The 12,938-nt window shown below is 36.9% G+C and carries 17 protein-coding genes and 2 pseudogenes; 13 read left to right on the top strand and 6 right to left on the bottom strand.

What is annotated here, in order from left to right; all coding sequences use genetic code 11:
• The first annotated feature begins 1,058 nt into the window (after positions 1-1,058).
• The 7 genes from AC6HZ4_RS21550 (at position 1,059) to AC6HZ4_RS21520 (ending at position 4,935) form a co-directional block, all read left to right on the top strand.
• Positions 1,059-1,262, top strand: a complete 204-nt coding sequence (locus AC6HZ4_RS21550; protein WP_497491824.1) for a DUF1657 domain-containing protein — start codon at positions 1,059-1,061, stop codon at positions 1,260-1,262.
• A 134-nt stretch (positions 1,263-1,396) separates the two neighbouring features.
• Positions 1,397-1,858 carry a YhcN/YlaJ family sporulation lipoprotein gene (locus AC6HZ4_RS21545; protein WP_497491823.1) on the top strand — a complete coding sequence of 154 codons (462 nt, stop codon included), beginning with the start codon at positions 1,397-1,399 and terminating at the stop codon, positions 1,856-1,858.
• 132 nt (positions 1,859-1,990) lie between these two features.
• Positions 1,991-2,467 (top strand): stage V sporulation protein AC, encoded by a 477-nt coding sequence (gene spoVAC / locus AC6HZ4_RS21540; protein ID WP_497491822.1) that lies wholly within the window; start codon positions 1,991-1,993, stop codon positions 2,465-2,467.
• Positions 2,468-3,481, top strand: a complete 1,014-nt coding sequence (gene spoVAD / locus AC6HZ4_RS21535; protein WP_497491821.1) for a stage V sporulation protein AD — start codon at positions 2,468-2,470, stop codon at positions 3,479-3,481.
• Position 3,482: 1 nt separating this feature from the next.
• On the top strand, positions 3,483-3,833 hold the full coding sequence (spoVAE, locus tag AC6HZ4_RS21530) for a stage V sporulation protein AE (RefSeq protein ID WP_497491820.1): 351 nt from the start codon (positions 3,483-3,485) through the stop codon (positions 3,831-3,833).
• Positions 3,834-3,844: 11 nt separating this feature from the next.
• A complete protein-coding gene (locus AC6HZ4_RS21525; RefSeq protein ID WP_497491819.1) occupies positions 3,845-4,051 on the top strand; it encodes a DUF1657 domain-containing protein in 207 nt (68 codons plus the stop codon).
• Between the two features lie 14 nt (positions 4,052-4,065).
• On the top strand, positions 4,066-4,935 hold the full coding sequence (locus AC6HZ4_RS21520; protein WP_497491818.1) for a DUF421 domain-containing protein: 870 nt from the start codon (positions 4,066-4,068) through the stop codon (positions 4,933-4,935).
• Between the two features lie 171 nt (positions 4,936-5,106).
• On the opposite strand, the pseudogene AC6HZ4_RS21515 reads toward AC6HZ4_RS21520, so the two are convergent.
• Positions 5,107-5,220 (bottom strand): annotated as a pseudogene (locus AC6HZ4_RS21515) (IS6 family transposase); the annotation flags it as partial.
• 630 nt (positions 5,221-5,850) lie between these two features.
• On the opposite strand from AC6HZ4_RS21515, the pseudogene AC6HZ4_RS21510 reads away from it, so the two are divergent.
• A pseudogene (locus AC6HZ4_RS21510) lies at positions 5,851-6,039 on the top strand (hypothetical protein); the annotation flags it as partial.
• A 109-nt stretch (positions 6,040-6,148) separates the two neighbouring features.
• Here the strand turns inward: AC6HZ4_RS21510 and AC6HZ4_RS21505 are convergent.
• Together AC6HZ4_RS21505 and AC6HZ4_RS21500 are read right to left on the bottom strand one after the other, a co-directional pair.
• The gene (locus tag AC6HZ4_RS21505; protein WP_497491817.1) at positions 6,149-6,919 is read right to left on the bottom strand and encodes an MBL fold metallo-hydrolase; all 771 of its coding nucleotides are present in this window, start codon (positions 6,917-6,919) and stop codon (positions 6,149-6,151) included.
• 82 nt (positions 6,920-7,001) lie between these two features.
• Complete coding sequence (locus AC6HZ4_RS21500) at positions 7,002-7,439, bottom strand: MarR family winged helix-turn-helix transcriptional regulator (protein WP_497491816.1); 438 nt, start codon at positions 7,437-7,439, stop codon at positions 7,002-7,004.
• A 296-nt stretch (positions 7,440-7,735) separates the two neighbouring features.
• Here AC6HZ4_RS21500 and AC6HZ4_RS21495 point away from each other — a divergent pair, with 296 nt between their 5' ends.
• Together AC6HZ4_RS21495 and AC6HZ4_RS21490 are read left to right on the top strand one after the other, a co-directional pair.
• Positions 7,736-8,233 carry a recombinase family protein gene (locus tag AC6HZ4_RS21495; protein WP_497495798.1) on the top strand — a complete coding sequence of 166 codons (498 nt, stop codon included), beginning with the start codon at positions 7,736-7,738 and terminating at the stop codon, positions 8,231-8,233.
• On the top strand, positions 8,227-8,610 hold the full coding sequence (locus tag AC6HZ4_RS21490; RefSeq protein ID WP_497491815.1) for an MFS transporter: 384 nt from the start codon (positions 8,227-8,229) through the stop codon (positions 8,608-8,610). Before AC6HZ4_RS21495 ends, AC6HZ4_RS21490 begins: the two co-directional genes overlap by 7 nt.
• Here the strand turns inward: AC6HZ4_RS21490 and AC6HZ4_RS21485 are convergent.
• A complete protein-coding gene (locus tag AC6HZ4_RS21485; RefSeq protein ID WP_497491814.1) occupies positions 8,567-9,208 on the bottom strand; it encodes a YczE/YyaS/YitT family protein in 642 nt (213 codons plus the stop codon). The two genes, AC6HZ4_RS21490 and AC6HZ4_RS21485, sit on opposite strands and share 44 nt — an antisense overlap.
• A gap of 114 nt (positions 9,209-9,322) precedes the next feature.
• On the opposite strand from AC6HZ4_RS21485, the gene AC6HZ4_RS21480 reads away from it, so the two are divergent.
• From AC6HZ4_RS21480 to AC6HZ4_RS21470, 3 genes are all read left to right on the top strand, one after another.
• Positions 9,323-9,775: a MarR family winged helix-turn-helix transcriptional regulator gene (locus tag AC6HZ4_RS21480; protein ID WP_497491813.1), complete on the top strand. Its 453-nt coding sequence runs from the start codon at positions 9,323-9,325 to the stop codon at positions 9,773-9,775.
• 211 nt (positions 9,776-9,986) lie between these two features.
• On the top strand, positions 9,987-10,517 hold the full coding sequence (gene paiA / locus AC6HZ4_RS21475) for a spermidine/spermine N(1)-acetyltransferase (RefSeq protein WP_497491812.1): 531 nt from the start codon (positions 9,987-9,989) through the stop codon (positions 10,515-10,517).
• A 55-nt stretch (positions 10,518-10,572) separates the two neighbouring features.
• On the top strand, positions 10,573-11,187 hold the full coding sequence (locus AC6HZ4_RS21470) for an FMN-binding negative transcriptional regulator (RefSeq protein ID WP_497491811.1): 615 nt from the start codon (positions 10,573-10,575) through the stop codon (positions 11,185-11,187).
• 418 nt (positions 11,188-11,605) lie between these two features.
• On the opposite strand, the gene AC6HZ4_RS21465 is transcribed toward AC6HZ4_RS21470, so the two are convergent.
• Both AC6HZ4_RS21465 and AC6HZ4_RS21460 read right to left on the bottom strand, forming a co-directional pair.
• Positions 11,606-12,838 (bottom strand): MFS transporter, encoded by a 1,233-nt coding sequence (locus AC6HZ4_RS21465; protein ID WP_497495797.1) that lies wholly within the window; start codon positions 12,836-12,838, stop codon positions 11,606-11,608.
• Positions 12,810-12,938 (bottom strand): hypothetical protein, encoded by a 129-nt coding sequence (locus AC6HZ4_RS21460; protein ID WP_497491810.1) that lies wholly within the window; start codon positions 12,936-12,938, stop codon positions 12,810-12,812. Before AC6HZ4_RS21460 ends, AC6HZ4_RS21465 begins: the two co-directional genes overlap by 29 nt.

Raw genomic sequence — 12,938 nt, 5'->3', positions numbered from 1 at the left:
CTTGTAAAAAACTTTCAACTTCCGCTTTCTGTTTTTTCTAAAAGTTTACATTCGAAACAGACCATGTTCTCAATGGGATGAGAACATGGCAAGATGGATGAAAGGTTATGGCAACAGCCTTCTATTTCTAATATCCGTTAATATTACTCCTTTATGTAAATTATTTAGTTTTGAAAATAAAAAAGCTAGATAAAGAATACTTTACTCCTGACTGTACCAACAATGGGACTAGCTATGAAGTTAGATAAATGTATTGACTCTCGATAATGCGAGATTATGTTAGTGTAGTGCTTTTCTAAAATGAAAAACTAAAAGCACTCATCTATTGTTAAAAGGTTTGTAAATTGTATCATTTCAAGCACTTAGAAGAAGTTTTTATCTTTAAACCTCTATTTACTTTGTTTCTCACAGCTGTAATATCCCCAGCTCTTCATTGTGCATAAGTCTGAATAAACTCATCTAGCGGTACCCCCATGCTGTAAGAGTGCCAAGAAATACTGCCCTTCTCCACACCTACAAGGAAGTATTTTATTTGTCATTGTACATAAACGTTCAACTATTACACATACTGCAATGGGAGGGCTCCTTGGTCTAAAACACTAACATATTCCTTGTAGATATTCTAAAACTACAAAATCAGTTTGTGTTTGGTGCTTACGAATTAATTTGTAGTATATACCATACAATAAAACAGCACGCTGTGAAGCATGCATACTCAGATGCACTTTGAAAAATCACCCCTCCCAGCCTGGGTGGTTTTTCTTGTGCTTCTTTTCCTGTTGAATGTTAATGAGACCGAACTGCACGATAGTCACCCATAGTTTCTCTCTAATAAATTAATCAAAATTTAAACGTATTCCAGTTTTGTTGTGTAAATCTTTTCTTAAAAGCCGAATATAGATTTAGATAGGCAAGCTTAAAAGCATTACCAACTTTGGTACATAGGTAATGTTTGGATTTTTGTTATCAAATGCAATAACCAAAAATTGGATATATATTTTGATAACAAGGCAGGCATTCTATATTTCGAAGTATATTTATTTAGGAGGTATTCATGTATGACCGTCATCAATAATCTTAAACAAACTGTTGCTGGATTAAAAAGTGCTCAAGCGAGCTTAGAAGGATTTGCTCTTGCCACTGACAACCAACAAGCAAAACAATTGTATCAAAATGCAGCTCAGCAAACACAAACTATTATTGATTCTTTAAACCCTCGCATTCAGGAGATTCAACAAGAAGAACCTCAGTATAAACAATAAAATACAATGATTACGAACTCTTGAGCCTAAGCAGGATTATCGCTGGCCGCTTGTAATTGAAAAGGATGATTTTATATCGTCCTTTTCTCTTTTAATCAATATATATAAATGAAAAGTATTGGGGTGATAGAATAATGAAAGGAGTAATTGTAACAAAGTTTTTTTTCTCTGTCCTCTTGTTCGCTATCGTTGTCGGATGTGACAATGAACAAAATAAAAAAACAGCTAAAAATGAACCTCCATTAACAACAGTTAGCACGAATTCTTTCAATCAGCGTCCCGCTCAAAATGCCGAAAAGCAAATTGTTTCTCTAGAAGAAGTAACAGCTGCAAAAGCTGTCAATTCGGATAAAGAGCTTTATATTGCTGCAACACCGCAGCATCATGAACGATTTCAATTAAATCGCTTAAAAAAGAAAATGAAACAAAAAATGAATGACTCTTACCCAAATTTAAAAAGCTATATAAGTGTTGATAAAAAGATCTTCATGGAAATTGAGCAGTTGAAAAATGACATTCAGAACGGGAAAGCAGATAAGAAAACAATCGAGAAAAAACTAAAAAAAATAAAATCAGACATGAATTCTGATACTTGATGTTTCGAGAACAAGAAAAGCAAGACCTACTTGGTTCGGGACAGAATCCAAGGTTTCCAATCTGGTGAAGCTAGAGAAATTTAAGCATAGCATTTCACACTTTTTTATCCTTAATAAAAAGGAAGGTTTCATATGTCCAAAAAAAAGAAAAATGTAACACCTGCCCAGCAGGAATATCAGACATTTGCCAGTGAACGTGAAATCAAACGGCCAGTTTTAAAAAATTGCATCAAGGCATTTTTTGTTGGCGGATTGATTTGTTTAATTGGCCAGCTCATCTCTACTATGTATATTACTTATTTTGACTTTACGGAAAGATCAGCAGGAAATCCTACTGTAGCTACGATGATTTTTATCTCGATGCTCCTTACAGGATTTGGGGTTTATGATCGATTGGCTCAATTTGGAGGTGCCGGCACGGCTGTTCCGGTTACAGGATTTGGAAATTCAGTTATCTCCGCCTGTATTGAACACCGCACAGAAGGATTCGTTCTCGGGGTAGGAGGAAATATGTTCAAGCTGGCTGGTTCGGTTATTCTATTCGGTGTTTTCGCCGCCTTTGTTATTGCTATCATCAAGACAATTTGGGTGCAATGGGGAGGTTTTTAAATGTTACAAGGACATCGAACATGGATATTTGAAAACAAGCCCGTAATTATATCAACAGGGGTAGTTGGAGGACCTTTTGAAGCAAATGGAAACGTTCCAGAGGATTTTGATCTTCTTCATGAGGATTTATGGATGGGAGAAGACTCCTATGAAAAGGCTCATCGGGTTCTTTTGGAAGAAGCTTGCAAAAGAGCGACAGAGAAAGCGAAGCTGCGCACAAACGATGTTCAATTCATACTAGCAGGAGATCTAATCAACCAAATCACTCCCTCAAGCTTTGCCTCCCGTACACTTGGAGTTCCTTATTTGGGATTGTTCGGAGCATGTTCCACATCAATGGAGGGACTTGCTTTGGGTGCATTTATCGTGAACGGAAAAGGGGCCAAATACTTGCTAACGGGGGCATCAAGTCATAATACCGCTGTAGAAAAACAATTCCGATATCCTACGGAATATGGAGGTCAAAAGCCTCCTACCGCACAGTGGACAGTAACAGGGGCAGGAGTTGCTCTGCTGAGCAATCAAGGAGAAGGTCCTTATGTTACCTCCGCAACAATAGGAAGAGTTGTAGATATGGGGTTAACCGATCCATTTAATATGGGAGGGGCTATGGCTCCTGCTGCGGTCGATACAATAGAGGCTCATTTTAGAGAGCGTCAAATTGACCCTTCCTACTATGACCTAATTGTAACAGGGGATCTCGGGCGAATTGGTCGAGAGATTGCCCTTGACTTATTGCATAAACACGGATTGTCTATACGTAGCGAGCAATTTCAAGATTGCGGATTAATCATTTACAAGGAAGATCAGCCAATTTTAGCTGGCGCTAGCGGTCCTGGCTGTTCTGCAACCATTGTTTATGGTCATTTGCTAAATCGAATGAAGAAAGGAGAATTTAGCAAAATTCTTGTAATAGCAACAGGTGCTTTGCTATCTCCCATATCCTTTCAGCAAAAAGAAACCATTCCTTGTATTGCTCACGCCGTGTCCATTGAATTTGGAGGTGTACAATAAAGTGATCTTTTTTTGGGCTTTTGTAATCGGCGGAATCATATGCGTAATCGGTCAAATTATGTTCGATGTAGGTAAGCTTACACCAGCTCATACGATGTCTACACTGGTTGTGATTGGAGCTATATTGGATGGGGTAAATCTTTATGAACCGCTCATTGACTTTGCTGGGGCTGGTGCAACTGTTCCTATCACAAGCTTTGGAAATGCTCTTGTTCACGGAGCAATGGAAGAAGCGGGAAAACACGGATTGGTCGGTGTTATAACAGGTATGTTCAAAGTAACAAGTGCGGGAGTATCAGCGGCTATCATCTTTGGTTTTATTGGAGCGCTATTATTTAAACCAAAAGGATAGGAGGTGTTTATATGACTATAGCTTCAAGTGTGAAATCTTGTCTCGCAAGTTTGAAAGGTGCACAGGCAAGCTTAAGCACCTTTGCTCAAAATGCCACCGATGAAGAGGCTAAACGGGTTTTTCATGAGTGCATGCTGGAAATGGATGATATGATCACGGATATTCAAAAAAGAATCGGTGTGCTAGAACGCGAAGAACCTCAATATAAAGGATTTTAAGAGAGGTGAAATAAATGTCTGATTTTCCAACATGGCTGCTTGTAATCGTACGTTCCTTCAGCTTCTTAGTTATATTGTTTTTATTAACAAAATGGCTAGGAAAAAGACAAATATCTCAGCTTTCATTCTTCGAATACGTAGTAGGCATTACGATTGGGAGTATTGCCGCTGAAGTATCGACAGGACTCGAACGAGATTATTTACAAGGTCTCTATAGCATGCTGGTTTGGGCTGTAGTACCTTTTACCGCTGGCCTTCTTGCTTTAAAAAGCAAAAAGATACGAGATTTTGTTGATGGAAAAGCCACTATCTTTATAAAGGATGGAAAAGTTCTTGAAGATAATTTAAAGAAAGAAAAGTATACAATCGATGAACTGTTGGAACTGCTTCGGAAAAAAGATGTGTTTAATATAGCTGATGTAGAATTTGCAATATTAGAAGATTCTGGAGATTTAAGCGTCTTGCTAAAGAAGGAACATCGACCGCTTATTCCAAAAGATATTGGACTAAAAGTAGCATCGGACAAAGAAACGCAAACAGTAATTATGGATGGAAAAATATTGGATGGGCCTCTTTCGGCGAGTGGTCATAACCGAGGTTGGCTCCAAACAGAATTGGAAAAAATCGGAGTCACTCTAGATAATGTGTTTATTGGACAAGTTGATTCCTATGGACAACTAACGGTTGATCTATATGATGATAAAATTCAAGTGCCTTCTCCCCAAGAAAAACCCTTATTATTAGCTTCTTTGAAAAAATGTCAAGCTGATCTTGAACTATTCGCTCTAGAAACAGGATCGGTTACAGCTCGAAATATGTACACAAAGAATGCTGCACGTATGCAGGGGATTTTAGATAAGGTAACCTATCTTCTAAAGGAATAAGGAAGACATACAGATCCCTTCTTATCGGCTAATAGGGTTCTGATGCAAATATGATTTTTTAGAAACATGGAACTTCAATTTTTCATCTGTGAGTTATGATACTATTCCAAATCATTTGGTATGAATTCAATCTTGCTTTGGACAGAATTCACCCCTTGTTGAAGTTTTCCTTTTTAATCTCAGCATAGGATGGACTCTAAAACGACGGTCTTGCTCTACTATGTTATTCAATTGCTTCTGTTGTCTAAGTTGCGTATCGTCAGGTATGCTTTCCTCTTTTTTAACAGTTCAATTATTATAAGGTCCGACCAACATTTCGCGAAAAAACATATGCTAAAACAACAAGCCTTGATATATAAGGCTCCTTCCGCAGTTGTGGCGAAAACGTTCGTTATTGCTCCAAAATATCTTTAACGTAAGAAAATTGCGATTTCAGCCTCCGGAAAATGTATTAGTGTATAATATATGCATTTTGGCGTCGAGATCCCTTATAGAATTAAGTCGTCATGATGGTACGACTCTTGAAACCGTAACCAAAAAGATAGAAGACACCACTAAGATTTATGTCATTAACAAGAATGCTTCATTTCAACAAGAGGTAAAGCATTTTTCTTTTTGAACTAAAGGATGCTAATGTTAAATCAATTAAATGAATTTACTTCCGCCTTCGAAAATTATGTAAACAAACAATGCCCTCCAGATCAACTTAGCTGGAGGGCTTATGGTAGGTTCCTAAATACATTGGCTCCCAATAAATAATTTTATGTCAACCGTAGCCCCAATCGGACATTTTTCGTATCTTAGCATATAATGTCCGTGTTTTACCGTCAGAGCCCCATATTGATAAAGTACTATCAAAACAATAGATCATTTGTAAGGTTACCTTTTAGTTAATAGTTCCGCAACTAATACAATAGCTTGGTTCTGATTGATACACTTATGATTCAAGAGGTCCTATTGGAAAACAATAAACAATTGCTTCAGAAATTAGAGCCAGGAGACTATCGGGCATTGACTCCTTTAATATATAGCCATGTTAATCCTTATAGAATATTTCAATTAAACATGAATCAAAGACTACCATTAAGAAACATCATCGCTTAAAAAACAATAATGTAATGAATCAAATTACTATCCAATATTAAAAAAATTAGCAGCGGAGTTTGAAATGAAGATTGCTCTCCCTTCAAATCCCGCCGACATAACTCTTTTTTTAATTCTTCTGTTTGGAAAAATATGTATTGATGTATTCTAGGGTATCATTGTGGTATCTATTTGTGATCTCATCGATCCGTTTGTGAACATTACCTTCAAACTTGCCACCGTGATAGCAGAAGACAGTTTCGATTGGGAAAGTTTTAAATTTCTGTAATGAGTCAATCGCGGTCTCCAAATCAGGAGTAACTCCGGGATCAGGAACCGGTCCTTGCAGTTCTCCGTTCACCACTGCCATTGCATCCCCAGTAATCAGGGTTTTACTAGGTTCGTGGTAGAGGCTCACGTGACCAGGTGTGTGCCCAGGAGTATGAATGACGACTAAACCACCAGCGATAGGGAGATGATCACTATCTTTTATTACATGTGTGACGTTTGCTGATGGTTTGGACAAATAGAAGGCTTCAAGAAGGTTACGGCGGTTCTCTGGCAGCATTTGTATGAATGTTTCGGGCCTTTTGATAAGCTGCTGGTGACCATTGATATAAGGTTTGTCTATTTCATGTGCGTAGACATTGACCGAATGTTTTTCTATGAACTGTGGTAGACTGCCTATGTGATCAATATCCTGGTGGGTGAGGATGATATCTGACAGGTTTGATGCCGGCAGTCCTAGTTCTTCAAATTGTTTCAGGATTTCTTCGTACTGACCAGGCATGCCAGTGTCAACAAGGACATACGAATTGGAGTTTTCATTGTAGAGTACAGTCGGATGATACATCCATTTTTCTTCAAATGGTAAGTTAAGCATGTGAATTGTTTTTGTCATTTTATGATCAAAGCTATTTGCTTTGATCCACCTCCTCTTTTATGATCTGTCTATTTGACAGGGGGAAGTTCAACTTAATTTCTCATTCGTCTCCTTTTATTTCATCCAGTGCATTCATAGTCATCTTTTTTATCTTTTGGACCAAGTCATCCGCTTCTGCTGTTGTTAAGCCGAATGAAATCGTTTGAGTCCAATAATTCAGTTTGGTTTTAATAAAATTGCGCATCTCTAATCCTTTAGCGGTTAATGTAACCAAATACGCTCTGCTGTCATTTGGATCTCGGGTTCTTTTTACATAACCGAGCTTTTCAAGTCGTCCAATTGCACGCGCTGTAGCAGCTTTGTTAATAAATAGATTGGTGGACAGCCGCTCTTGGGAAATACCATCTTTTTCATACAGATTAACCAAAAAGATGTATTCAGATGAATTAATATCGTAATCTTTTAACTCTCTGTTCAGGTAAATTTGAAATTGACGATGTAGCACGGAAATCCATCTAGCAATGCTTTCTTTTTCCATAAGTATCCTTCTATTCATATAGTATACTAGTTGACCATATGGAAAATTATACCATCAATTAGGTTGAGTAATCAACTAAAACTGAATTATATCGTTAAAAGCAGAAATCATTTTCGTATCCTAATCGTCGAGAAGCGTGTTCAATAAGTTAGGAGTTTCTATACACATCTTCATACGCCTCATCTACGTAGCCTCGTGAGCTGTAAAAACCCATCAAATATTCTATGTTCAGTTATATGCCTCATCGTTAAGTTTTGATACGATAGTTCATAATTATTTGGATAGGAGATAACATGATGAATGTGGGTTATACTCGGGTTTCAACAGGGCTTCAAAATTTAGATCTTCAAATGGATGCTCTCACAAAACATGGATGTGTAGAAATTTTCACGGACAAAGTCAGCGGGGCAAAAGAAAAACGAATCGGACTCGAAGAAGCACTCCGATTCATTCGAGAAGGAGATACCCTTGTTGTTAGGAGAGTAGATCGACTAGGAAGAAACATGCAACATTTAATTCAGCTCGTAAATGAGTTGAATGATAAAGGAATTAGTTTTCATAGTTTACAAGAGAACATCACCATGGATCGCTACAATGCAACTGGACAACTTATGTTTCATTTGTTTGCAGCTTTTGCTGAATTTGAAAGGAACTTGATTCAAGAGAGGTCAGCGGCAGGAAGAGTTGCTGCTAGAGCAAGAGGAAGGTTAGGAGGAAGACCTGAAAAGTTTGGGAAGAAAGTCCCTATTGGGGAAAACAGAGTGAATGGATTGGTCGAAAACATGTCATGTTAATTGGATTAGGAAGCTGTTCGGCGCTATACATGCTATTTGCCTTTATATTGAGAGTTGGGGCTTATCATATCATGTACCAGCTACCAGCTCTTTTATTATTCATACTATTATTGCTGACTCGTATAGCTTCGGGTATATTCTTTTCAACCGTTCCGGTTGCGGCACAAGCTTACATAGCAGACACAACCCATGGAAAAGAAAGAACTTCTGCACTTACATTCGTTTGGATGGGGAGTGGACTAGGATCTATTATTGGCCCCTCATTGGGGATCATTTCAGGATACGGATTAATGATCCCTCTTTATGTTGGAGCAGTTTTACCTTTAGTAGGTCTTATTCTAGTCTGGATACTACTTCCTTATTTGGTGATGTACTAGAGTGTGTTAATATGCGATCTAATACTTTTCCAGTAAATGGTATAAAGTAATTAAGTATTAGCCCCCCTAAACAAACGGTTAATAAAGTTCCAACGCCAATTGGTCCATTTAAAATCATTGCCATTATCAAGAATACGAGGTAAATGAATGTTCTCGAAAAAAATATATTTGTTCTAGTTAATTCTTGTATGATTACTGTTAATCGGTCAACTGGAATCGGTGCAAAATTTGTATGTAAATATGTTGCAGTTCCTAATCCTATAACAACTAAACCGATTCCAAAACAAACAACTTTGCTGTACCATAGTTCAGGTGTTATCAAATTGTGCAATAAAAAAAGCCACATATCAATCCCAATACCCGTTATAAATGCTGTTAACAACCCCAAAACTTCTGGTCTTTGTCTTTTTAAAAACGAATTACAACATATCAATATTAAAGCTATTATTATTTCCCAACTTCCCACAGTAAGCCCCACATTTATGGACAGTCCTACCAAAAGTGCATCAAAAGGTGAAGTTCCAAGGTCTGATTGTATAGTGAAAGAAATACCAAGGGTTAATATTAAAATTCCTAATACATAAAAAACATATTTCACTTTACTCGACCTCCTTATCATTATTTTTTGTTGCAAATGCAACAAAGTTAGGTTAAATTTAATATATTCTATTTTTATTGCATTTGCAATAAAATATGTGCTAAGGAGTTAATTATGAAGGAAATTCTTCGTGAAATTGGAATGATAGCAAGGGCATTAGATTCTATAAGTAATATAGAATTTAAAGAATATGACCTTACAAAAGGGCAGTATTTGTACCTTGTGCGAATATATGAGAATCCGGGAATCATTCAAGAAAGGTTAGCGGAAATGATAAAGGTTGACCGCACAACAGCAGCCCGTGCAATAAAAAAACTTGAGATGCAAGGTTTTATTGAAAAGAAATTTGATGATGATAACCAAAAAAATAAAAAACTATTTCCAACTGAAAAAGGGGAAGAAGTCTATCCTTTTTTAAGGAGGGAAGGGGAATATTCCAATAAGGTTGCATTAGCTGGATTTTCACCAGAAGAAACAGAAACAATCTTTAATCTTCTACAAAGAGTTAGGAAAAATATTGAGATTGATTGGGAATTCGTAAAAAAGGGAAACAAGAGAGAATATTGAAAAAGCCTAAAAAATAAAAATTTTTAACTTCCGCTTTGGTGGCATTATGTAACCTCCCATGTATAGGATATACATTGTTCCTTGTTCATTTATATCGGTAAAATCATTATAGGAACATTAGTGCTAATTATTTCTGAGCAAGGTCAATATGTTTGCTATAAAAAATTTATCCTATGGAGAAATTTCATAAATATTAAGGAGACGTATCAGTATGACTATCGATATGAAAAAATGCACGCTTGAAGATTTACAAACACTTCAAAAAATAAGCTATGAAACATTTAACGAGACATTTAAACATCAGAATTCACCCGAAAATATGAAAGCTTATTTGGAAAGGGCATTTAATCTAAAACAGTTAGAAATAGAATTATCTAATCCCTCTTCAACTTTCTTTTTTATGTATGTTAATGGTGAAGTTGCAGGATATCTGAAGCTTAACGTCAATGAAGCCCAATCGGAAAAAATGGGTGACGAATCACTTGAAGTTGAGAGGATTTATGTAAGAAACAAATTTCAAAAACAGGGATTTGGAAAATATCTAATCAATAAAGCGATTGAAATTGCAATAGAACAGAATAAAAAGAACATCTGGCTGGGAGTTTGGGAAAGAAATGAGAACGCAATTGCTTTTTATAAAAAAATTGGTTTTCTTCAAACTGGAGCCCACTCTTTTTACATGGGAGATGAAAAACAGACAGATTTTATTATGACTAAAGGATTGGAGTCAACTGGAGAATAAACTCCTTGTACGTACTTCCTGTAGAATGTACTTTTTAAAAAGGGGAGAGATACATATGTATATACCTAAGCATTTCAAAATGACAGACATAGAGCAAATGTACGCTGTAATGGAAGAAAACAGCTTTGCTACGGTCTTTTCTACGCATAATGGTAAACCGTTTGCCACCCATATTCCGCTTGTTCTAGATAAAGCAAACCAATGTTTACGTGGACACTTTGCTCGCCCTAACCCACACTGGCGAGACATTGAAGGTCAAGAGATTCTTGTGATTTTTCAAGGTCCACATTGTTATATTTCTCCCTCTTGGTACGAAAGCAATGAAGCTGTTCCAACGTGGAACTATGTATCAGTGCATGTATATGGTACATTAGAGTTCATTGAAGATGCTATGCAAATTCAGCATGACTTAAACAGCTTGGTCAGTAAGTACGAAAAAGCCGACAGTCCTTACCGTTTGGAAGAGGTCGATGATGACTATATGAACGGGCTTAAAAGAGGGATAGTCAATTTTAAGATTCATATCAATACCATTGAAGGGAAAGCGAAGTTAAGTCAGAATCATTCTATTCAGCGCCAAGAATTGGTCATAAAGCAACTCGAACAAAGTTTGGACGAGAATGATAAAAAGATTGCTCGTCTCATGAAAAAGAATCTTCCAACAAAATAACTTCCGCTTTCGAGTTTTATGTCAACCAATAGTCCCAAAGGACTGTTTTTTGTTTCTCAGCAGATAAAATCCGCATTTTTCCGTCAGGCCCCCATAGCCATCAAGCTAACGAAATAAATTACCCCCAAAACGAGTAAACTGAGCAACTTACTCGTTTTAGGGGTTTCTTTGTTTAACGTGATGAGTATGTGTCGGAACCTGACAATACGAATAAACATAAATTTTGATACTGTTTTTTCTGATAAGACCATCATTTATGCTGATGATTTTGTTCTTTTAGCTAACACTTTATTAGTTGGAGAAGCTAGAGCCAATGGATATTTCACTATCAAGAGCACTGCAACTGTTCTCAAAGGAATTACGGTTGTTACCTATCACCTTAAATCTTTCATTGCTTGACTGCTGACAGCCTGTCCCTTTATTTACTAGAGAGATAGCCATTATGTGTTTGAGCTATCCTGTTTTTTGGCATCATAACGAAATAAAGAATTAACTGGGTAACAGCAGTAATCACCAGTAACCAAGCGATTAGATGATACTCCATTCCATTAGCATACATCATAAGAAGGAGAACTGGTAGAATACGACCAAGATTTAAGAAGATTTGACGAGTGATAATTAACTCTGTCTTTAATTTTTTTCCGCCATTGGGGAGTCCCGATATTAAGCAGTACATATGGCTTGTATACGAATTTCTAATTTGTGGATCAAAAAAAGCATTTCCGATCATAAAGATCAAAACAGTGATAATACTTATTTTATACAATAGCAGGGCGAGTGTCGTTACGGTCAAACCAATAGCCGCAAAAAGGACATACAAATGATAGTGCTCTTTTTTCCCAAAGCGGCCCAACAACTGGTTGGATACAATACTCACCGCTCCGAACAACACGGTTAGTAAGCCAATAATGCTTTCTTTATGTACAATATGATAAAGGAGAATTGGCGGCAGTAATAGGGTGACACCTTCTCTTATCCCCATAATAAACCATCCTAAAAAGTGGTTTTTCCACATTGTTTTCTTTAAATCCCTTTTAAAAATAAAAGAAAGCAGGAAGGTTTGAGAACGGAATGTTTCTTTTTTTATAAAGAAGCTTCCCGCGATAGTTAAAATGAAAAGTCCAAAAGAGCTGGAAAAAACAACGATATAACCAGTTAAACCCGGAAACCAATCAATTATATACCCTGACATAAGCGGTCCCAAGATACCAGCCAAAGCAATAGCACCATTGTCCCAGCCAAAGTATCTTAAACGGTTTTCATTCGTCGTAACATCATAAGCCAAGACCAACATAGTGATCCAATAAAAGCCTTGTGCCAATCCATTGAGCATCCCCAAAAAAACAGGAAAGGAGGCTACTTTTTCTTGAAACATGATAACGGCAAGAAAAAAGAATGCCATGATGAAAATACCTAAACGAAATGGGAACAAACAATCTTTTCGTTTGGACATCCATCCTCCGATAATAAAGCCGACAACAACAAAGATGAACAGTGAAATATAGTATAAGCCGTTAATTATCCAGCTCTCCGTTAATCTCCATAAATAAATTGATAAAAAAAGCCCTGACAGGGAGGTAGAGAACGCAAAACCGAAATTCAGCCAGATCAATAATTTACTTTCACGTGAAAGCCTGCTGTTTTCTTCCATGGTCGTGATCAAATGCTTCACCATCTTTTCCTGTAATTATATTCTTTTTTCTCTCTGTGTTTCCTGACATACTTGTAAAAATCATAATAAATTTCTTCAT

This window comes from Ectobacillus sp. OTK (assembly GCF_059698935.1).
This window is presented reverse-complemented; position numbering and strand designations above follow the sequence as displayed.